The sequence below is a fragment of the Streptomyces sp. S.PNR 29 genome (assembly GCF_030386795.1).
GTDB lineage: Bacteria > Actinomycetota > Actinomycetes > Streptomycetales > Streptomycetaceae > Streptomyces.
Genome location: NZ_JANUQM010000008.1, coordinates 174,943 through 196,237, shown reverse-complemented (window position 1 = coordinate 196,237; position 21,295 = coordinate 174,943). Strand labels below are relative to the sequence as shown.

16 protein-coding genes and 1 pseudogene are annotated in these 21,295 nt (G+C 71.7%); 11 read left to right on the top strand and 6 right to left on the bottom strand.

The window, feature by feature from the left end:
- Position 1: 1 nt before the first annotated feature.
- The 7 genes and pseudogenes from NW895_RS22415 to NW895_RS22385 all read left to right on the top strand — a co-directional run bounded on the left by NW895_RS22415 (position 2) and on the right by NW895_RS22385 (position 6,731).
- The gene (locus NW895_RS22415) at positions 2–2,815 is read left to right on the top strand and encodes an NHLP bacteriocin export ABC transporter permease/ATPase subunit (RefSeq protein WP_289937561.1); all 2,814 of its coding nucleotides are present in this window, start codon (positions 2–4) and stop codon (positions 2,813–2,815) included.
- Between the two features lie 14 nt (positions 2,816–2,829).
- Positions 2,830–2,982 (top strand): annotated as a pseudogene (locus tag NW895_RS22410) (MFS transporter); the annotation flags it as partial.
- A gap of 127 nt (positions 2,983–3,109) precedes the next feature.
- Entirely contained in the window at positions 3,110–4,126 is a 1,017-nt protein-coding gene (locus NW895_RS22405) for a Ppx/GppA phosphatase family protein (protein ID WP_289937560.1), read from the top strand.
- Between the two features lie 139 nt (positions 4,127–4,265).
- Positions 4,266–5,288: an iron-containing redox enzyme family protein gene (locus NW895_RS22400; protein ID WP_289937559.1), complete on the top strand. Its 1,023-nt coding sequence runs from the start codon at positions 4,266–4,268 to the stop codon at positions 5,286–5,288.
- Between the two features lie 12 nt (positions 5,289–5,300).
- A complete protein-coding gene (locus NW895_RS22395) occupies positions 5,301–5,963 on the top strand; it encodes a HemK2/MTQ2 family protein methyltransferase (RefSeq protein ID WP_289937805.1) in 663 nt (220 codons plus the stop codon).
- Positions 5,944–6,207: a CDGSH iron-sulfur domain-containing protein gene (locus tag NW895_RS22390; protein ID WP_289937558.1), complete on the top strand. Its 264-nt coding sequence runs from the start codon at positions 5,944–5,946 to the stop codon at positions 6,205–6,207. Before NW895_RS22395 ends, NW895_RS22390 begins: the two co-directional genes overlap by 20 nt.
- Before the next feature lie 110 nt (positions 6,208–6,317).
- On the top strand, positions 6,318–6,731 hold the full coding sequence (locus NW895_RS22385; RefSeq protein WP_289937557.1) for an STAS domain-containing protein: 414 nt from the start codon (positions 6,318–6,320) through the stop codon (positions 6,729–6,731).
- A gap of 131 nt (positions 6,732–6,862) precedes the next feature.
- Here the strand turns inward: NW895_RS22385 and NW895_RS22380 are convergent, their stop codons facing one another.
- Positions 6,863–7,297, bottom strand: coding sequence for a protease inhibitor (locus NW895_RS22380; protein WP_289937556.1), 435 nt, complete (start codon positions 7,295–7,297; stop codon positions 6,863–6,865).
- A 324-nt stretch (positions 7,298–7,621) separates the two neighbouring features.
- Here NW895_RS22380 and NW895_RS22375 point away from each other — a divergent pair, with 324 nt between their 5' ends.
- The 3 genes from NW895_RS22375 to NW895_RS22365 all read left to right on the top strand — a co-directional run bounded on the left by NW895_RS22375 (position 7,622) and on the right by NW895_RS22365 (position 10,210).
- Positions 7,622–8,152 (top strand): hypothetical protein, encoded by a 531-nt coding sequence (locus NW895_RS22375; protein ID WP_289937555.1) that lies wholly within the window; start codon positions 7,622–7,624, stop codon positions 8,150–8,152.
- A 92-nt stretch (positions 8,153–8,244) separates the two neighbouring features.
- Positions 8,245–8,940, top strand: a complete 696-nt coding sequence (locus tag NW895_RS22370; RefSeq protein ID WP_289937554.1) for an alpha/beta fold hydrolase — start codon at positions 8,245–8,247, stop codon at positions 8,938–8,940.
- Between the two features lie 106 nt (positions 8,941–9,046).
- Positions 9,047–10,210, top strand: a complete 1,164-nt coding sequence (locus NW895_RS22365) for a lactate 2-monooxygenase (protein WP_289937553.1) — start codon at positions 9,047–9,049, stop codon at positions 10,208–10,210.
- A 63-nt stretch (positions 10,211–10,273) separates the two neighbouring features.
- Here the strand turns inward: NW895_RS22365 and NW895_RS22360 are convergent, their stop codons facing one another.
- The 5 genes from NW895_RS22360 to NW895_RS22340 form a co-directional block, all read right to left on the bottom strand.
- Positions 10,274–11,890, bottom strand: a complete 1,617-nt coding sequence (locus tag NW895_RS22360; protein ID WP_289937552.1) for an RICIN domain-containing protein — start codon at positions 11,888–11,890, stop codon at positions 10,274–10,276.
- A gap of 500 nt (positions 11,891–12,390) precedes the next feature.
- Entirely contained in the window at positions 12,391–12,768 is a 378-nt protein-coding gene (locus tag NW895_RS22355) for a toxin Doc (protein WP_289937551.1), read from the bottom strand.
- 3 nt (positions 12,769–12,771) lie between these two features.
- On the bottom strand, positions 12,772–13,017 hold the full coding sequence (locus tag NW895_RS22350; RefSeq protein ID WP_289937550.1) for a hypothetical protein: 246 nt from the start codon (positions 13,015–13,017) through the stop codon (positions 12,772–12,774).
- A 120-nt stretch (positions 13,018–13,137) separates the two neighbouring features.
- Entirely contained in the window at positions 13,138–15,381 is a 2,244-nt protein-coding gene (locus tag NW895_RS22345) for a glycoside hydrolase family 9 protein (protein WP_289937549.1), read from the bottom strand.
- A gap of 148 nt (positions 15,382–15,529) precedes the next feature.
- The gene (locus NW895_RS22340; RefSeq protein ID WP_289937548.1) at positions 15,530–18,625 is read right to left on the bottom strand and encodes a glycoside hydrolase family 2 TIM barrel-domain containing protein; all 3,096 of its coding nucleotides are present in this window, start codon (positions 18,623–18,625) and stop codon (positions 15,530–15,532) included.
- A gap of 281 nt (positions 18,626–18,906) precedes the next feature.
- On the opposite strand from NW895_RS22340, the gene NW895_RS22335 reads away from it, so the two are divergent.
- Complete coding sequence (locus NW895_RS22335; protein ID WP_289937547.1) at positions 18,907–21,288, top strand: SpoIIE family protein phosphatase; 2,382 nt, start codon at positions 18,907–18,909, stop codon at positions 21,286–21,288.
- Positions 21,289–21,295 lie beyond the last annotated feature (7 nt).

Genomic DNA, 21,295 nt, shown 5'->3' with positions numbered 1-21,295 from the left:
GATGACCTCCGTCCATGAGGGGGACCTCGTTCTCCAGGCGCTCGGGTCCGTGGGCACGCCCATCGACTGCGCCGGGTTCAGCCGCCTCGACCTGGAGGGGCCGCAGGTGCTGTGGCTCGTCGCGTCGGGCGCCGTGGACCTGTTCGCGGTCGACGCCGAGGAGCAGGGCCACTGGCACCACCTCGGCCGCCTGGAGGCGGGCTCGCTGCTGCTCGGCCCGGTCGCCGGACCACAGCACACGCTGGTGGCACGCCCGCTGAGGGACTGTGTCGTGCACCGCATAGGGCTGCGCGAGCTGTACCAGCCGGCGGACACACAGACGTGGTCGTACGACGAGTACGGCAACCCCCAGTACGTACCGCCGACGACGAGTCCGCTGGAGTACGCCCTCGCCCTGGGCGTCGGCCGCAGCCTGTCCATCCTCTTCCAGGCGCCGATGGCCGAGCGGGCCGCCGAGGTCACCGATGACGACGTGTTCTGGATGCAGGTGCCGCCGGGCAGCGTGCAGTACGGCTCGCTGTACGGCGCGGAGGCGGCGGCCGACCTGCTGATGGACCCGGCGCTGTGGCAGTCCATGGTCGACCAGCAGTACCGGCTGCTGACCACGCTGGACCGCTGGATCGAGCAGCTGGAGCGGACTCACGAGGACCGTACGGCCGAGGGCATCAAGGCCGGTGAGGCGGTCCGTGCCCAGGCCGACCGGACGCTGCTGGCGTCCATCGGGAAGCGATCGTCCAAGCGCACGACGACCGCCGACGCCGACGCCACGTACGCGGCGTGCAAGCTGGTCGCCCAGGCCGCCGGGATCACGCTCGCCGAGCCCGCGCAGAGCGGCACGGGCAGCGACCGCCTCGATCCGGTCGAGCGGGTCGCGGTGGCCTCGCGCGTCCGCACCCGGGCCGTGCGTCTGGACGGCCGCTGGTGGCGGGACAACGTCGGGCCGCTGGTGGGGCACCGGGCCCTGTCGGGAGCGCCGGTGGCACTGCTGTGGCGGCGCGGCGGGTACGTGGCGGTACATCCCTCGACCGGGCGGGAGACGCCGATCGAGAAGGCCAATGCCGAGGAGTTCGAGCCGCGTGCGGTGATGTTCTACCGCCCGCTGCCCGAGCGTCGGCTCAGCCCGCTGAGGCTCATGCGGTTCAGCATGCGCGGGACGAGCGCTGATCTGACGAACCTGCTGATCAGCGGCCTGGTGACGGTGGCGATCGGCGCGCTGGTGCCGATCGCCACCGGCAAGGTGCTCGGCGAGTTCGTGCCGAAGGCGCAGACCGCTTTGATCGTGCAGGTGTGCCTGGCGGTGATGGTGAGCAGCGTGGTGGCGGCGGCGTTCATGCTGTTGCAGAACCTCACCATCCTCCGGCTGGAGGGCCGTATCGAGGCCACGCTCCAGCCGGCCGTGTGGGACCGGCTGTTGCGTCTGCCGACGAAGTTCTTCACCGAACGCTCCACCGGCGAGCTGGCGAGCGCGGCCATGGGCATCAGCTCCATCCGCCGCCTGCTCGCGGGAGTGGGCCCGGTGATCGCCCAGTCGGTGACGGTCGGCGCGATGAACCTGGCGCTGCTGCTGTGGTACAGCGTGCCGATGGCGCTGGCCGCGATGGGCATGCTCGTCGTCATCGCCGCCGTGTTCCTCGGGCTCGGACTGTGGCAGGTGCGCTGGCAGCGGCGGCTGGTGGTGCTCTCCAACAAGCTGAACAACCAGGCGTTCCAGACGCTGCGCGGTCTGCCGAAGCTGCGGGTGGCGGCGGCCGAGAACTACGCCTACGCGGCCTGGGCGTCCCAGTTCGCGCGCAGCCGTGAGCTCCAGCAGAAGGTGGGGCGCATCAAGAACCTGACGACGGTGCTGGGCGCGGTGTACCTGCCGCTGTGCTCGCTGCTGATGTTCATGCTGCTGGCGGGGCCGGCGCGCGGCTCGATGTCGGCGGCGGCGTTCCTCACCTTCAACACCTCGGTGACGATGGTGCTGACCTCGGTCACCCAGCTGACCGGCGCGTTCGTCTCGGCGGTGGCCGCGCTGCCGCTGTTCGAGGAGATCACGCCGGTGCTGGAGGCGACGCCCGAGGTGCGCACGGCGAGCACCCGGCCGGGTCCGCTGTCGGGGGCGGTCGAGGCACGGCGGCTCTCCTTCCGGTACTCGGACGACGGGCCGCTCGTCCTGGACGACGTGTCGTTCGAGGTGCGGCCGGGCGAGTTCGTGGCGATCGTCGGGCCCAGCGGCTGCGGCAAGTCGACCCTGCTCAGGCTGCTGATCGGCTTCGACCGGCCGCTGTCGGGCAGCGTCCTGTACGACGGTCAGGACCTGGCGGCCCTCGACCAGTCGGCCGTACGGCGGCAGTGCGGAGTGGTGCTCCAGCACGCGCAGCCGTTCACCGGCTCGATCCTGGACGTCATCTGCGGTACCGAGCCGTACACGCCGGAGGAGGCGATGGCGGCGGCCGAGATGGCGGGGCTCGCGGAGGACATCAAGCGGATGCCGATGGGACTGCACACCATCGTCTCGGGCAGCGGGGCGATCTCCGGTGGCCAGCGGCAGCGGCTGATGATCGCCCAGGCGCTGATCCGGCGGCCGCGCATCCTCTTCTTCGACGAGGCGACCAGCGCCCTGGACAACGAGACGCAGCGCACGGTGATCGAGTCCACGCGCAAGCTCAACGCCACGCGGATCGTCATCGCGCACCGCCTGTCGACGGTGCTGGACGCCGACCGCGTGGTCGTGATGGAGGACGGCAAGGTCACCCAGCAGGGCCCGCCGGCGCAATTGCTCGCCGACACGAGCGGCCGGCTGCACGAACTGGTGCGCCGCCAGATGGCGTGAGCCTCAGGACTGCGCTGGTCGCAGGTGAAGCGCCCATCGAGAGCTGCACCACCGCCTTCTGGTGGTCGGCGGGCTTCTTCGCCGCGGGCGCGCTGATCACCTTCCTGCTACACCGGCGTGGAGTGCCGCAGCAGGACACTTCGGCCGCGCCGGTCGTCCGCATGTGACCGTCCGGATCGGTCAGGGGCCGCCGCTCGCAGGGACACGGCGGCCCCTTTTCGCTGCTGTGGTGACGTTTCGGCCGTAACCGCGGGTACACCGTTGCTCCGCCCCCGAAGTGGGTACCCACGGCCCATGCGAATCAGCGTGGTGGATGTGGGATCGAACACGGTCCGGCTGGTCGTGGCGGACGCGGAGGGCGGGGTGCCGCTGCCGGTCCACACCGCGAAGTGGCGTCTGCGGCTGTCGGAGCAGGTGAAACCGGGGGGACCGGTCCCCGAGGAGGCCGTCGAGCGGCTCGTCGACGCGGTCGCCGATGCGAGCAGGACCGCGGCCCGGTGGGGCGCGGCCGACCCCCTGGCCTTCGCCACCGCCGTGGTGCGCTCCGCGCCGAACCGCCAGGAGGTGCTGCACACGGTCCGAACCCGCACCGGGGTTGACCTGTGCACTCTGCCGGGGGAGGTCGAGGCAGAGCTCACCTTCCTCGGGGCCCGGCGCTGGATGGGCTGGCGGTCGGGGCCGCTCGCCCTGCTCGACATCGGCGGCGGCTCCCTGGAGGTCGCCTTCGGCCGCGGCCGGCTGCCCGACTTCGTGGCCTCCCTGCCGCTGGGCGCGGGACGGCTGACCCACGAGTTCTTCCAGACCCAGGACCCGCCTCCGCCGGAGCAGGTGCGGGCGCTGCGCCGCAAGGTCCGCCATCAGCTGCGGGACGTCGCCGCCCGGATCCGCTGGGAGGGACCGCGCACGGCGGTGGCCACCTCGCGCACCTTCCAGCAGCTGGGCCGGCTGTGCGGAGCCGCGCCCGGACGCCACGGCCCGTTCGTGGAGCGGCAGTTGCACCGCTCGGACCTGCGGCAGGCGATCGACCGCCTGGCCGCCCTGCCCGCCGCCGAACGCGCCCGCCTGCCCGGCATCTCCGCGCCGCGCGCCGAGCAGAGCCTGGCCGGCGCGGTCGTCGGGCACACGGCGATGAAACTGACCGGGCTCACCACGGTGACGATCTGCCCCTGGGCGATCCGCGAGGGCGTTCTGCTGCGCCACATCGAGGACGGACCGTCCTGGTGGGCGCAGGTCAGCCGCCTCGACGAAAGCGCCCACTCCGCCGACCCCCCGGATCCGGTGCCGTTGCGCATCGCGACCGCCACGAGCTGACCTTCAGAGGTGGGCCGCGACCGGCCTGCCCCCGCCGTCGGTCTCGGAGATCGGCGCGTCCATCCGCTCCGGCACCCGTACCCTCCGGGGCAGCCCCACCCGGGCGGGTGGCCCGGCGCCGCCCGGGTACCCGGGGCGCATGGCGCATGAATGCGAAGGACCACGGCTGCCGTCGGCCCGGGGCCCGATCTCCGCAGCCGTCGAGGAGTACCTGCTCGGCACGGGCCCACTGCCCGGCCCCGAGCACATCGCCGACGCGCCCGCGTACGGCGACGACCTCCAGCTCGCCCTGTACCTGTGCTACGAGCTGCACTACCGCGGCTTCGCCGGCGTCTCCCCCGACCGCGAGTGGGACCCGGACCTGCTGCGCACCCGCGCGGCGCTGGAACGCCCCTTCCTGTCCGCCCTGCGCACGGACACCAAGGTCCACGACAGCGTCGAGGACGCGCTCGGGGACATCCTGGTCGAACCCGTCGACGGCACGGGCGTCACGCACTACCTGCGCGACGAGGGCGAACTGTGGCAGCTGCGCGAGTACGCGGCCCAGCGCTCCCTGTACCACCTGAAGGAGGCCGACCCGCACGCCTGGGTGCTGCCGCGCCTCACGGGCAGGGCCAAGGCGGCGATGGCGGCGGTGGAGTTCGACGAGTACGGCGGCGGCCGCGCGGACCGGGTGCACGCCCGCCTGTTCGCCGACCTGATGGAGGACCTGGGCCTGGACACGACGTACGGCCGTTACCTCGACGCCGCGCCCGCGGAGGCCCTGGCCACGGTGAACCTCATGTCCCTCTTCGGCCTGCACCGGGCCCTGAGGGGCGCCCTCGTGGGCCACTTCGCGGCCGTCGAGGTCACCTCCTCGCCGGGCTCCCGGCGACTCGCCGAGGCGATGCGCCGCACGGGCGCCGGGCCCGCCGCCGAGCACTTCTACGACGAACACGTGGAGGCGGACGCCGTCCACGAACAGGTCGTCCGCAACGACGTCATCGGCGGCCTGCTGGCCGATGAACCGCATCTCGCGCCGGACGTCGCCTTCGGCATCGACGCCACCGGACACGTCGAGGACCGGTTCGCCGCCCGTCTGCTCTCCGACTGGCATGCGGCCCGCTCCTCCCTGCGGACACCCCTTGCAGCCGAATCACCCGAAATATTCCATATTTCCTGAGGCCCGGGGTACCTGAGCGTGGTGAATCACTTGGTGCTACCGGGCGTCTACCCCCCGCAGGAGGACACCGAGCTGCTGGCCGGTGCCCTGTCCGACGAACCGCTTCCCCCGGGCGCCAGCGTCCTCGACGTGGGAACCGGGACCGGCGCGCTGGCGATCGAGGCCGCGCGGAGGGGAGGCCTGGTGACCGCGGTGGACGTGTCGTGGCGCGCGGTGTGCACCGCGCGGCTGAACGCCGCGCTGGCCGGGCGTTCGGTCCGCGTCCGGCGCGGAAACCTCTTCGCGCCCGTGCGGGACGAGTCGTTCGACCTCATCCTGGCCAATCCGCCGTACGTGCCGACGCCGGGCGGCGATGCCCGGCCGCGCGGTGAGGCCCGGTCCTGGGACGCGGGCGGCGACGGGCGGCTCGTCCTGGACCGGATCTGCGAAGAGGCCCCGGCGGTGCTGCGCCCCGGAGGCGTGCTGCTGATCGTGCAGTCCGCGCTCAGCGACCCCGACCGGACGCTCGGGCACCTGCGCGCGGCCGGACTGAAGGCCTCGGTGACCCGGCGTCGCCGGATCGCGTTCGGTCCCGTGCTGCGCGGCCGGGAACGCTGGCTGCGACAGCGGGGGCTGCTGTCCGCCGCCGACGACAAGGAAGAGCTGGTGGTCGTCCGTGCCGAACTCCCCGTCTGACGCCCCCCGCCGGATCACCGTCCAGCGCCGGGGCCCGCTTCTGGTCGAGGGCCCCGTGGAAGTCGAGCTGGAGGACGGCACGACGGTGTCCTCCGACCGCTTCCGGGTGGCCCTGTGCACCTGCCGCCGCAGCCGCCGCTACCCCTGGTGCGACACCAGCCACCGGGCCAGGACCACCGGGGGCGACGACTCCGGCCGCCCGTCCGACGGCGCCTCCCGGAGGAGTCGGGATTCCCGGCAGTAGTTCACCGGGTCGGGTGAATCAGTCCTGAAGGGCGGCAGTGCAGGGATGACTCGTGCGCTCCCGGGGTAGCTACCGGGCTCGAACTTTGCCCCTGCCGAGATGGAACGGACATGAGGCCGGAAGCGAACGGCAGCGCCCCTGGGGCGGCCGAGGGCACGGCCGCGGGCTCGCCCGGAGCCGAACCGCCCGTGGCGAATCCCCATGCCCGCACCCGCGTCAGCGGCCCGTACACCGTGGTCGAGGTGGCCGGTGAGATCGACCTGCTGACCGCGGAGCTGCTCGCGGAGCATCTGGACGCGGCGACCGCCCGGCCCGAGCCGGACGTGCTGGTCGACCTGCGGCGCGTGGACTTCTTCGACTGTTCGGGCCTCAGGGCGCTGTGCCGGGCCGAGGCGCGGGCCGGGCGGCGCGGCGGCCGGCTGCGCATCGTGTGCGTCGATCCGCACATCCGCCGCCTGCTGCGGGTATCCGGGCTGCTGGGCCGCTTCCCGCCGCTGCCGGCGATTCCCAGCGAGCCCGAGTGACCCGGGGGCCGGCGGGCGGCCCCACTCCGCCCGCCGACCCCGGTGCGAGACCGCGGGACCCCGTGACAAGGCTCGCACTCCCCATCCGCGAGCCGCTCCCGACGTCACGAGGACCGCACGGTCCCGGTCCCTCAGAAGGTGAAGACGCTCGTCCCGTGGGCGTTCTTCACGCATTCGTTGGAGAAGGTGCGTTCGTACGACACGCGCCGGCCCTGCCAGACGCCGTCGACGGTGACGACCACAGGCTGGTACTCCCTGGTGCACAGCACGCCGTCCTCAGCCGTCAGGGCGTCGAAGTCCCCCTCGGTGCCGCGCAGTTCGGCACAGGCACGCACGGGGTCCGGGTGGCTGCCGGAGGGCCGCGGGGCACAGGTCAGGGTGACCGCGCGGTCCGGAGTGACGGTGGCGGCACTCTCTCCGTGCCCCACGGTGAGCACCAGGGCCGAGGGAGCGTAGAGCGACGCCGGGGCGGCGCCCGGGGAGGCGAGGGCGGCCCCGGCGAGGGACCCGCAGACGGCGGTGGCCGTGATGCCGAGGGTCGTCGCCCAGCGCGCGGTGTTCCGCATTGTGTGCATCCTTCCGCTTGATTCAACGGGGTGCCGGTCCGTGCTCGGTCGGTGCCGGGCCGGCGACCGGGAGTCTGCCGAGTCCGCTGCGGAAACTCACATCGACCCCACAGGTTTCAGTAACGTGCCGTATTGAATCAGTGGCGTGAAGTTACGGAATTCGAACGTTCCAATCCCGGAACTGAGCGGTTCCGCCTCGCGCATTCCGGCCATCTGGCAGATTCCCCCGCCCTCGTTAATAGGCCTGAAACATTCCGGTTGAGCTCTCGGCGGACCACCCCGCGCCCCCTTGTGTTCATGCTCCGGTGGAGTAATCGTCATTACATGATTACGACAGAGCAGAACGAGAAACTGCGCGGATGGTTCGCCGGGCGACTGCCCGACGACCTCTTCGAGGAGCTGTCCGAGGTGACGGTCGACCGCGAGGAGATCACCGTGATCGGCCGTATCCCCGAGCCCCGGCTCGCCGAGGACGCCTCGGCCGCCGAGCGCGAGGGAGCCGTTCAGGGCCGCATCCAGGAGTTCCGGGAACGCACGCGGGAGGCCCGCATGGCGGTGGCCCGGGAAGCGGAACACCGGTTCCGGCGAAAGGTCTCCTGGGGCGTGGAGTGCGGCGACAGGCGCGCCCTGTTCACGCATGTGGCCGCGCCCGTCATGACCCGGCTGCGTCAGCCCGAGCGCCAGGTCCTCGACACCCTGATCGCCGGCGGGGTCGCCCGCAGCCGCAGCGATGCCCTCGCCTGGTGTGTCCGGCTGGTCCAGCGGCACGCCGACGAGTGGCTCACCGAGCTGCGGGAGTCCCTTGAGCACGTCCAGCGAGTGCGGGCGCAGGGACCGGACGCGGACGACGAGTGAAGGAGGAGCAACGGCATCCGTTCCCGCCGCGGCCGCGCCGAAGCCCCTTGTGGTGACGCGTCGTTGTCAGACCCGTCCGCTACTTTGCGGGCATGACCAACTTCCTACTGGTGGCGGGTGCCCGGCTCGGTGCGTGGGCGTGGGACGAGACCGCTGCCGAGCTGCGCGCGGCCGGGCACGCCGTCCACCCCCTGACCCTGTCCGGCCTCGCGGAGAAACAGGGTGTGCCCGCCGGGCAGCAGACCCATGTCCAGGACATCGTCGACGAGGTCGAGCGCCTCGATCTGCGGGACGTCGTCCTCGTCGGGCACAGCTACTCCGGTGTACCGGTCGGTCAGGCCGCCGAGCGGATCGGCGACCGGCTGACGCGGATCGTGTTCGTCGACGCGAACGTGCCGGTGGACGGGGAGTCGTTCCTGTCGGGCTGGCCGAGCGACCATGTGCGGCAGGAGATCGCCGACAACGGTGGCTTCTGGCCGATCGTGACCGCCGACCACTACGCCGGCCAGGGCCTGACGGACGAGCAGATATCCCGGATCGTGAACGGCTCGACCCCGCACCCGGGCGCCACGCTGACCGAACCGGCCGTCCTCACACGCCCGCTCGGTGAGCTGCCCGCGACCTACGTCAAGTGCCTGCTCGACGGCGACGAGCCGCTGGACGCCGTGGCCGACCTGCTGAAGAGCGAGCGCTGGGAGCGGGTGGACATGGACACCGGACACTGGCCGATGTTCTCCCAGCCGCGTGAACTGGCCCGGATCCTGCGGGAGTCGGTCATGCGGCCCTGACGGCCCTGGCGTCCCTGTCACAGGGCCCGTGTCAGGGACGGACCGCCGTCTACTCGTGAGTATCGTCGGTGTGGCGCTAGCTGGACAACGAGAGGCGGACCCGGGCATGGCCACGCACTGGGCGGACTTCCAGCACGAGATCTACCTGAACGGAACGACGGGAGCCGTACCCCGGCTCCCCACCGATCTGACCCGTTTGGAGGCACTCACCGAGCACCGGCTCGGCCCCGGCCCGGTCGGCTACGTCGCGGGCGGCGCGGGCACGGGAAGCACCACGCGCGCCAACCGGGCCGCGCTGGAGCGCCGCAGGATCGTGCCGCGCATGTTGCGAGACGTGCGCGACCGCGATCTGTCGGTCGAGGTGCTGGGCCGTCGGCTGCCCGCCCCACTGGCCCTGGCGCCGGTCGGCGTACTGTCGATCATGCATCCCGACGCGGAGCCCGCCGCGGCCCGGGCCGCCGCCGCGCAAGGTGTGCCCTACATCCTCTCCTCGGTGTCCAGCACGCCGATGGAGCAGGTCGCGGAGGCGATGGGTGATGCCGAGCGCTGGTTCCAGCTGTACTGGCCCAAGGAGCAGAAGGTCGCGCGGAGCTTCCTGGAGCGGGCGAAGGCGGCGGGGTTCAGCGTCCTGGTCGTCACCCTGGACACACCGCTGCTCGCCTGGCGGCCACGCGACCTGGACCAGGCGTACCTGCCGTTCCTCCACGGGGTGGGCACCGCCAACTACTTCACGGACCCGGCCTTCCAGGCGGGCCTGGCCAAGCCGGTGCACGAGGACCTGACCGCGGCGGTGATGCACTTCATCGGCGTGCAGGGCGACCCCGGCAAGACCTGGCCGGACCTGGCGTTCCTGCGGGACAACTGGGACGGGCCGATCGTCCTGAAGGGCGTCCTGCACCCGGACGACGCCCGTCTCGCCGCCGACGCCGGAATGGACGGTGTCGTCGTGTCCAACCACGGCGGCCGTCAGGTGGCCGGCTCCGTCGCGGCGGCCGACGCGCTCCCCCGCGTGGTGGAGACGGTCGGCGACCGGCTCACCGTCCTGTTCGACAGCGGCATCCGCACGGGCGACGACGTGTTCAAGGCGCTCGCGCTGGGTGCGCGGACAGTGCTCGTCGGACGCCCGTACGTCTACGGCCTCGGTCTCGACGGGCAGGCAGGCGTCGAGCACGTGATCCGCTGCCTGCTCGCCGAGTTCGACCTCACCCTCGCCCTGTCCGGGCACACCACCCCCACCACGCTGGGCTCCGCCGACCTCATCGAGGAGTGACGGGGCCTGCGGCCGGCGGCCAGGCCAGACCCCGCGACGCCGGGATGATCCAAACGACAGTGCCTAGGCGTCGGCCCGCTCGATGGGCCCCGCCGACGCGCCCTTGCCGGTGGTGGACAGCGACCCCGCGGTGACCGGTGTCGAGTCGGTGCGCCAGCTCTGGTCGGGGGAGCCGTCGCGTACCTTGACGACGATGTCGGCGTCCGGGTCCCGGGTGGTGGAGGTGAGGGCGAGCTGCTCCTCCCAGCGGGGCAGCAACTCGCCCTGCACGGTCAGGTCGTAGCGCACGTCGTCGGCCCGCTTGGCGTCCTCGTCGGCGCACTCCCCCAGGATCACGACACCGGCGTCCTTGTGGGAGTCCAGGCACAGCTCCGGGTCGGCCACGCTGCGCAGCAGCCCGTCGTCCTCGTACCTCCACTGCTGGGTCCATGCCGCCGAGCACACCGCCAGCTTCGCGCTCGCCCCAGCCTTCGCCTCGCCCCGGATGTCGAGGCACAGGTCGGCGGCGACATTGCGCAGCCGGGTCTGCCCCGGCGCCGTGGGCAGCCCGGCCGTGTCCGGCGGGGTCGGCGAGACGGTGCCGGGCGCCGTATCGCTGCCGCCGACGGCGCTGGTGGAGGCGGCCGGGTCGGCGCCGTCACCGCCGGGCGACAGCAGGCTGACGACCAGCACGGTCACCAACACCCCGGCGGAGGCGGCGCTGACGCCCCGGAGCACCGCCCGGGAGGAGCGCGGCTCACCCGGGATCCGGCGTCCGGGCGCGGGGATCCGCGACAGCAGCCGGACGGGGCCGCCACCCGGCCGCCGTCTGTGCCGGGCCGCACCCTTCGGGCACTCACCGCGCGCCGCGCGGTCCGGGCGGGAGTCGAGATAGCGGCGGGCGCCCCAGCCGAGCACCGACTCGGCGATCAGCGCGCCCAATCCGCCTTCGAAGTGGTTCAGTTGGTCCGCGGCGTGACGGCAGTAGCGGCACTCCGCGAGATGCTGCTGGACATCCGGCAGCAGGGCGCCCCCGCGGCGGATGGGGACGTCGAGGAGGCGGTTGTAGAAGCGGCAGTCCTTGGTCGGCGCGAGTTCCCGGTGGGCATGTACACACCCCTCGCGGAATTGATCCCGCGCCTGTTCGAGCATGACCGACGCGGTCTCGGCGTCCACGCCCGACAGACCGGCCGGTATGGTTATGGGTTCGGCCTCGACCTCCGTGTGCCACAGCAAACAGCGGGCGAGTCCGGGAAGGGACTGGAATGCCCGTTCCGCCAGGACGCGGTTTTCCGGCGTCAAGGACTTCGCCGCGCGCATACCACGACCGCCGGCAGGTTTCTGCAGATCCGGCAGAACGCCCGATATCCGGTCGTCGGCGGACCACTCCCGGACCGTGTCCCGCACGGCCAGCAGGAGCCGGGGGCGTAAGGCGACGGCCGACTCGCCGAGCGCGAGCCGGTCGAGGAGCCGGCGGAAGGCAGCCGCGGTGACCATGTCGGCGACGTCTGCCGACGAGGCGAGGCAGATGACCGCGTAGTCATGCACCGCCTGCCAGTGTCGCGCCATCAACAGGGCGACGGCATGGGCGGACTCGCCCTCCGGTCGGCCTCTCAGCCGGGCGGCGAGGGATTCGTCGGAGTCCCCGGGGTCCCCGCCGGACGGGGGGTAGGCAGGACGAGGGGGGTGGGGGGTGGGCACTGAGATGTTTCCTTCCCACGCGCACGTGCACAGACGTTCCGGCCGCCGAAAAGGATCCCTGACCGACGGGTCCCTTTCGGCGCAGCTGCGGGGAGCGAGAATTCGCTGAGGCGAATCGAACCCGGTTCAAACGCGCGTGCGACACCCGGCTTTACCCCCCGCACGTGTGCTTCACTCTTGCACAACTCACTCAGGGCCAACAAGGCGCCTACGCAACTTCCGCATCATTGAAGGAAAGTCAGATCGGTGACCAACTCACGTGTCCCGCACCGGCTTTCGCGACTTTCCACGCGCCCCGTGTGAAACACGCGCACGCAACCGGACACCGCACACGCTCCCGGCGTGCACCGCCGCGTAGTGCACTGGCACCGGCCCTACTCGCAAGGCCCCGCGCAGGACGGCGGCTCTCCTGCGCGAAGAGGGGGCCGCCGACCCCGTTCTTCCCGCCCTCGGTCGGCGGCCCCAAGAGCAGGGGCGAGCCGACGAGAAGCCGAGGGGCCTCAGATCTGCCAGGAGCGCAGCCGGTCCGCCGCGCCGTAGACGTCTGTCTTGCCGTCCATCAGGTCCCGGGCGAGGTCGACGAGGGCGCCGTAGGGCGGGTCGATGCCGACGCCACTGACGAACATGTACGCCACGGCCGTCGCGCAGGCGAAGCGGGCGTTGGCCGAGGGCAGCGGCCTCAGCACCGCGAGGGTGTGCAGCAGGGCGGCGGCGCGCCAGGCCGGGTCGGAGTTCACACCGAGACGGGGCGGGTCGACGCGATGGCGCGCCACGGCGGCGACCAGCGCGGAGAAGTCGTTGATCGTGGGCTGGTCCGGCAGGACCTCCTCGTGCCGCTGGAGCAACCAGGGCACGTCGATATGCAGGACGGGCGGCATCGGTCAGGCGACCCGTCCCTCGCTCCTGGAGGTCGCTTCGTCGTCGGGGAACGCGGCGGCGAACTCGTCGGCGTGGGTCGAGAAGAACCGGCGGAACGCCGCCGCGCCCTCCTGCAGCGCCCGGTGCCGTGCTATGTCGGCGGCGGCCGCCTCCCGCACGAGGGCCTTCATCGACGTACCGCGCTCCTTGGCGATCTGCCGCAGATCCTCTAGCTCGCGGTCGCTGAACTCCACGTTCAGAGCTGGCATGCCCCCACGGTACCGCGCGGGTACTTACTCGTAAATATCCCCAGGTCAAGCAGCTCTCACGACGGTACCGACGGGATGCAGCGGTGAGACGTGGCTCACATGCATCCCGTCGGCCCGGGGTCAGCCCTGGTCCGCCACGAAGGACGCCATGCGGGTCAGGGCCGCGTTCCAGTTGATGGTGTGCTCGTTCGTCGACCAGGACTGGATGTCGTCGATGTAGCAGAACTGGCCGACGCAGCCCTGGAGTTTGCTCTGTGCATAGGGGTCCTGGATGCCCGAGTTCGCTCCCCCGGCCAGCGTCCCCCTCGGCGGGCCGGGGAGCTTCGGGTCGAGCTGGTGGGCGTACCAGCGGCTGTGCTGGTTGTGCGCGTTGGCCTCGCCGTAGCCGGTGACGTAGGAGATGTTCAGCGCGTTGCGCCCGAGGATGTAGTCCATGCTCTGGACGGCCCCGTCACGGTACTTCGAGGCGCCCGTGATGTCGTACGCGGTGGCCAGGACGACCGCGTTGTTGAGGATCTGGTGGCTGGAGCCCCAGTCGTACAGGTTCTTGTCGGGGGCGTACGGCATACCGTACGGGTGGGCCTTCAGCGTGGCCAGGTAGCCGTCGGCGCCCTTGACGACGGACTGGCGGACCTTGTCCCGGCCGGGGAGCCTGCTCGGCACCAGTGCCAGGTCGAGCCTCCCGGCCGCTGCCGTACGGGCCCAGTCGAAGCCGATGGGGCCGAAGATGTCAGCCGTGTGGACGGGCGACTTCAGGACGTACTCCTCGAACGGCTTCTCCCCCGTGGTCAGATACAGCTCCGCTGCCGCCCAGTAGAACTCGTCGGCCACGTCCCGGTCGGCGTATGCGCCGCCCCCGGTGCCGTCGCTCTCCGAGGCGAGCACGCCGGGGTGGGCCAGGGCCGCCGCCCATGCCTTGCGCGCGGCGGCGAGAGCCTTCGTCGCGAAGGTGCGGTCATAGGGCCGGTACAGGCGTGCCGCCTGCGCGGCGGTCGCCGCCAGGTTGAGCGTCGCGGCGGTGGACGGCGGGTGCAGCTCGCGCTTCTGCGGGTCGTCGCTCGGCAGCAGCGGCAGTCCCGTCCACTGTTCGTCGTGCATCTTGTGGTGGGCCATGCCGGCCAGCGGCTTCCCGTCCGGCACCTGCATCTTCAGCAGGAACTCCAGTTCCCAGCGGGCCTCGTCCAGGATGTCGGGCACCTTGTTGCCGCTCTCGGGGATGGCGAGCGTGCCGTCGCGCAGTTTCTCCCGCTCTCCGGTGCGGGCCAGCGTCTCGCGTTCGTAGGTGCTCAGCACCTCCCAGACGGAGATGCCGCCGTTGACGACGTACTTGCCGTGGTCGCCGGCGTCGTACCAGCCGCCGGTGACGTCGAGGGTGTAGTCGCACACACCCGGCTGGCATGGCACGTCGGCGTCGCCCTTGTTGGGCGCCACGTTCAGATGCCCGGCCGCCCTGCCGTACCCGGGACGCAGGTCGTCGCGGATCGCGATGCCGCTGCGCTGGGTGTAGTAGTACTTCAGCGCGTCGAGGCGCAGTTGCTCGTAGGCACCCGTGCCGATGTCGAAGGGGCGGCTGGTCTCGCCGTCGGCGACCAGCGTGAGCTCCTTGCCCGCCTTCCGGTAGGCGCCGAAGTCGATCGAGTGGACGTTCTGCCCGGAGGAGGCGTCGGTGCCGCGCGGCACGGTCGTGCCCCGGGCGACCACCGTCCCGTCGGCGTTCTTCAGCTGCCAGGGCAGCTTCGAGGTGGCGTCGGTGACCAGGGTGGCGTTCTTCGGTCCGGAGGGCAGATAGGCGACCTGGTTGACGCGGACCCTGGGCCCGGTGTCGGGCTCGTACGGCTCGGGCGCCACCCCGCCGAGCAGCGAGACGTCGTCCAGGCAGAAACGGAACGCCTCCGCACTGCCGCCGAGCTGGAAGCCGACCTGGGCCTGGGTGGTGTCGACGGAGGAGGTGAAGGTGTAGGTGTACGTGTTCCCGGAGACGCTGAGCTGCGGCGTCTCCTCGTAGTAGGTGTCGTACGGCGCCACCGACAGGCCGACGATCGCCCGCACCACGTGTCCTTCGGGCGAGCCGGAGGCGGTGAAGCTGAACCGGTACGACTCCCCCTTCACGAGAGTGATGTCGTTCTGGCCGACGGCCGCGTCCCAGCGGTTGGCCGTGCCGCCGGGGACGTCGGCGCACAGCCGGCCGTCGGACAGGCCCGCGGTGACGTTGCTCGTCGTCCACCAGGGCTCGGTACCGGTGTCGAAGGTGCCGTTCTTGACCTGCTCGACCTCCTCGGCCCCGGCCGGGGCGGCGGGCAGCGCCGTGAGGGCTGCGGCTAACAGGGCTGTCAGTGACAACAGGGCGGTTCTGCGTCGTTTCACGTCTGGGCTCCTCGCGGGAGGTACGGGTGACGCTCGTTGTGGGAGCGCTCCCAGATGCGGACGCAGCCATGCTTGTTGCAGTTATGACACTCCGTCAACGGTCCGGACGGGACCGGTTGCCCCGTCCGGGCCTCTCATTGCGCCGGCATCAGGCGACCGGCGCCTCCAGGCGGCTGATCCGCAGCGCGCCGCGCGCCTCGTCCGGGTGCCGGCTCGTCAGCGTCAGCCGGAGGCGGGAGCCTCGGACCGCGCCGAAGGTGATCAGCGTCGGTGTGTCGGAGGCGGTGGCCCAGTCGACCACGGCGTCCTTCACCGGCCGGTACGCCCGGCCGTCCCACACCTCGACCTCGATGGCGGCGGGCAGGGTGTGGGAGGCGTCCACGGTGAAGGAGACCTCCACCCGGTCGAAGCTCCGCGTCCGCCCGTAGTCGACCGAGACCCAGTCCTCGGTGCGGGCCCCGTCGAAGGCGGGCAGCAGGGCCGTGGCCGCCTTGGAGAAGCCGTTGGACCAGCCGGTGGCCGGGTCGCCGTCGAGCATGGCGGCGGGGAGGGTGTCGGGGCGCCCGGAGTAACTGGCGTCCGCGTGCGGGTGGTCCAGGGGCGCCGGGTGGTCCGGCCGGAACTCGGGGGCGGGCGTGGTCGCTCGGGAGGGGGCCGGGGTGGCGCGCACGGTGGCCGTGTCCGCGCGCAGGCCGTCCGCGCGGGCGGTCACCTTCACCGTCCCCGCCTTCGTACCGGACCGGACGATCGCGAGCGCCTTGCCGTGGAAGGCGGTCCTGGTGCTCGCCTGGTAGCGCTCGGCGCTCTCCTGGCGGCCGTTGTCGAGCCCGGCGAGGGAGCCGCCCGTCACCTCGAAGGCGATCAGGTGCTCGGCGCCGGGCACCACCGTGCCGCGCCGGTCGACCACCTCGGCGGTCACGAAGACCAGAGAACGGCCGTCGGCGGCGAGGGACGTGCGGTCGGGCGTGAGCCGTATCGCGTGCGGCGCCCCGGCCGTGCGCAGCACGTCGGTGGCGACCACCCTGCCGTCCCGCCGGGCGACGGCCCTCAGCTCGCCCGGCTCGTACGGCACCTTCCAGGTCAGGTGGAGCTTGCCCGCGCTGCCGTTCGGGCTGGTGTAGCTACCGGGGTAGGGGCCGTCGGTGAAGGTCTTGTCGTCACCGGTCGCCTCGGTCGTCTCCAGGTACACCCGGCCGTCGACGGTCTTCTTCGTGTCGAACTTCCGTGTCCCCAGGGACTTTCCGTTCAGGAAGAGCTCCACGGTGCCGACGTTGGCGTACGCCCAGACCTCGACCGTGTCGCCCTTGGCGTGGTTCCAGGTCATCGGCAGCAGATGGACCATGGGCTCGTCCGTCCACTGGCTCTTGAACAGGTGGTACATGTCCTTGGGGAAGCCCGCGGTGTCGACCGCGCCGAAGAAGGACGCCTTCACCGGGAACACGTCGTACGGCGTGGGCTCGCCGATGTAGTCGATGCCGGACCACAGGAACTGCCCCGCGAACCACTTGCGGTCCCGGTCCTTCTTGTGCCCGTACTCGCCGCTCATCGTCCAGGAGGCGAGGTTGTTGTCGTACGAGGAGGTCGCCCTCTTGCCGGGTGTGTGGTTCTCGCCGGTGTTGAGGTGTTCCGGCTCCTGGTAGGCGCCGCGGGTGGAGGTCTCCGAGGACGACTCCGACTCGAACAGGAACAGCTTCGGGTAGCGGGCGTGCAGGGCGTCCACCGATTTGGCGGTGTTGTAGTTGAGGCCGAGGCCGTCGATCTTGGCGAGGATCAGATCGGCGGGTGAGCCCGCGGCGGGCACGCTGCGGTGCCGGTGGGAGCCGATCACGATCGGGCGGGTGTCGTCGTACGCCTTGATGCCGGCGATGAGCCGGTCGGCCATGGCGAGGCCGGCGGTGGAGGTGAACTCGGATATCTCGTTGCCGATCGACCACATGATGACGGCGGGCGAGTTGCGGGCGGCCAGCACCATCTCCGCGATGTCCTTGTCGGCCCACTCGTCGAAGAAGCGGCCGTAGTCATAGCGCGTCTTGGGGCTCTTCCAGCAGTCGAAGGCCTCCACCAGCATGACGATGCCGAGTTCCTCGCAGACCTCGATCATCTCGGGCGAGGGCGGGTTGTGGGAGGTGCGGAAGGCGTTGACGCCCATCGACTTCATGATGGTCATCTGCCGGCGGATCGCGTCCCTGCTGACGGCGGCGCCCAGGGCGCCCAGGTCGTGGTGCAGGTCGACGCCCTTGAACTTGGTGTACACGCCGTTGAGGTGGAAGCCCTCGTCGGGGTCGATGCGGACGGTGCGGATGCCGAAGGGGGTGCGGTAGGTGTCGACGGTCCTGCCGTCGACGCGCAGCTCGGTCAGCAGGGTGTAGCGGTGGGGGTCGGCGAAGTCCCACGGGCGGGGCCGGGCGACGGTGAGCTCGTGTGCCTCGGTCCGCTCGTCCTCGACGCCGACCGTGGAGGCGGCGCGGGCCACGGTGCGGCCGTCCGCGTCCTTCACCGTCGACCGGATCTCGACCTGCCGTAAGGCGCCCGACTCGTTCACCACGGAGGTCCGCACCCTGACGAGGGCCCGCTCGTCGGTGACCTCCGGGGTCGTGACGTACGTGCCCCAGCGCCGCACGTGCACCGGTTCGGTGACGACCAGGCGTGCCTCGCGGTAGATGCCGCTGCCGGAGTACCAGCGGCTGCTCGGCAGCCGGTTCTGGACCTTGACCGCGAGGACGTTCTCGGTGGTGCCGTCGGTGTGCAGCAGGTCGGTGAGGTCGAAGGCGAAGCCGGTGTAGCCGTAGGGGTGGCGGCCGGCCTCCTTGCCGTTGCAGTAGACGTACGAGTCCATGTAGACGCCGTCGAACTCCACCGAGATCCGCTTGCCGGCGCAGGAGGGCGGCAGGGTGAAGGCGAGGCGGTACCAGCCGAGGCCGCCGGGGAAGAAGCCGGTGCCGCTGGTCGTGCCGTGCTCGGTGGTGGGTGTCTGCTCGATGCTCCAGTCGTGCGGGACGGCCACCTCACGCCACGCCGTGTCGTCGTGGCCGGGGTCGGCGGCGTCCGCGTACACGCCGGTGGGGTCGGTGATCCCGCCCGGGTTGACCAGCGCGAAGCGCCAGCCGTCGCGCAGGGCGACGGTGCGGCGGCCGAGGGCGCCTCCCGTCCCCTCCGCGGACCACGCCGCCGGAGCGCCCAGGAGCGCTCCGGCCGTTGGCGCGGCCGCGGAGGCGATCAGGACCGATCTGCGCGTGACCGTCATGCGGCTCTCCCTCATCAGGGCTCAGAAGCCATTACGTCTCGAATGGCTCAGAATTACTCATAACTGATCGCGAACAAACAGATTCTGACGGGGTGCCACACTCGGCCGTCAAGGGTGCGGGAACGTCCTTCTGCCCCACCGGCCGCATCCGGCCGGATCTTCGCCCCGGCCCGCGTGGCGGGGACAAGGGGGTTCCGGCCCACGCGAGCACCCGACGCACTAGGCTGGAACTCAAGTGACCTCACCTGTTCACTGTGAGTGTGCGCGATGGAGTGGCGACGATGAGTCCGGTCAACCCGTACGACGATGCCGTTACGGCCCGGGCTGTCATCGACGACACCGGCACGCTGCTGGAGTGGAACGACGGTGCGCGCCGGCTACTGGGCCACGCCCCGGAGGACGTGGTGGGGCGTCCCGCCGCCGAGCTGCTGGCCGACGGCGGCAAGGTCACGCCGCCCGGGCCCGGCGAGGAGCGCTGGAGCGGCACGCTCACGCTGCGGCACCGTGCCGGTCACACCGTGCCCGTATGGGTGCTCGCCCACCGCAGACAGCCGGACGGCGGCGGCCCCGGCGACTGGCTGGCCGTCACGCCCTTGGGCAGCGACGTGCCCGATCAGCGGCACGACCCACTGATCGCGGTGGCCCTGACGCAGTCGCCCTGCGCGACGATGATCTTCGATGAGCAGCTGCGGCTGCGCGGCATGAACGACGCCATGGCGGAACTGATCGGCCTGCCCGCCACCCGTGTCCGCGGCCTCAGGGCCACCGACCTCGGCGTCAGACCGCAGAACAGGGAGTTCGAGCAGCACATGCGGCACGTGCTCACCACCGGCGGACGGCGCGAGATGGAGTCGTACCTGAAGGCCAGCGGGGAGCGCGAGGCACACGCCTGGCTGGCCCGGCTGGCACCGGTCACCGACGGCCAGGGGCAGGTGCTGGGCGTCTGCGTGACCGCGCACGACTTCACCGAGCAGTACCTCGCCCGGGAGCGGCTGCAGCTGGTCAACGAGGCCAGCGTGCGCATCGGCACCACCCTCGACGTCGCCCGTACGGCCCAGGAGCTGGCGGATGTGTGCGTACCCGCGCTCGCCGACTTCGTCAGCGTCGACCTGCTCGACGCGCAGGAGGACAGCGGTGAGCCCGCCGGCCGTCTGACGGCGCCGGTGGGTCTGCGGCGGGCGGCCCATCGGTCGGTCAACCCGGGCAGCCCGGAGGCGGTGGCCAAACCGGGGCAGCTGGACGTCTACCCGGCCGCCTCACCCCAGGCCTCCTCCCTGATCGCGGGCCACACGGTCGTGGCCACCCTGGCGTCCGGAGACCTTGAGCAGTGGCTGGCCTGGGACAAGGTCCGCTACCAGCGGGTCAAGGAGTACGGCATCCACTCCACGATGTCCGTCCCGCTGCAGGCCCGGGGCATGACCCTCGGCGTCGCCGTCTTCACCCGCTTCCGCCGCTCGGCCGAGTTCACCCACGACGACGTGCTGCTGGCCGAGGAGGTCACGGCACGTGCCGCCGTGTGCATCGACAACGCGCGTCGCTACTCCCGCGAGCGCGAGACGACCCTGACCCTGCAGCGCAGCCTGCTGCCCCGGGTGCTGCCGCGCACCCCCGCGGTGGACGCGGCCTCCCGCTATCTGCCGGCCACGCGCTCCGGAGTGGGCGGCGACTGGTTCGACGTGATCCCGCTGTCCGGGATGCGGGTCGCCATGGTCGTCGGGGACGTCGTCGGTTACGGCATCCAGGCCTCGGCCACCATGGGCCGGCTGCGCACCGCCGTCCGCACCCTCGCCGACATCGACCTGACCCCCGACGAGTTGCTCACCCACCTCGACGACCTGGTGGTCCGGCTGTCCGCGGAGTCCGGCGGCGACGGCGCGGGAGAGGTGGGCGCCAGCTGCCTGTACGCCGTCTACGACCCGGTGTCCCGGCGCTGCACCATGGCCCGGGCCGACCATCCGGCGCCCGTCATGATCCCGCCGGGCGGCCGGCCCCGGCTGGTCGACCTGCCCGAGGGCCCACCGCTGGGCGTGGGCGGGCTGCCGTTCGAGTCGGCCGAGTTCGAGCTGCGCGAAGGCACGGTGCTGTCGTTCTACACCGACGGGCTGATCGAGGCCGGCGAGCGGGACGCCGGCGTCGGCCGCGGGCTGCTCTGCGACACCCTGTCGGTGTCCTCCGACTCCCTGGACGAGATCTGCGACCACGTGCTGCACGCCCTGCTCCCGCCGGGCGGCTCCGCCGACGACGTGGCCCTGCTGCTGGCCCGCACCCGAGGGCTGCCGGCCTCGCAGGTCGCCACCTGGGACATCCCGGCCGACCCGGCGCTGGTCGCGCCCATCCGCAAGCAGGTCGTCGATCAGCTCGCCGGCTGGCGGCTGGACGAGGCCGCGTTCATCGCCGAGCTGGTGGTGAGCGAGCTGGTCACCAACGCCATCCGGTACGGCGCCCCGCCGATCCGGCTGCGACTGATCCACGACGCCTCCACGCTGATCTGCGAGGTGTCCGACGCCAACCACACGGCTCCGCACCTGCGTCGCGCCAAGACCTGGGACGAGGGCGGCCGCGGTCTGCTCCTGGTCGCCCAGCTCACGCAGCGCTGGGGCAGCCGGCACACGACCGAGGGCAAGACGATCTGGGCGGAGCTGGAGCTGTTCGGGGAGGGCTGACGGGACC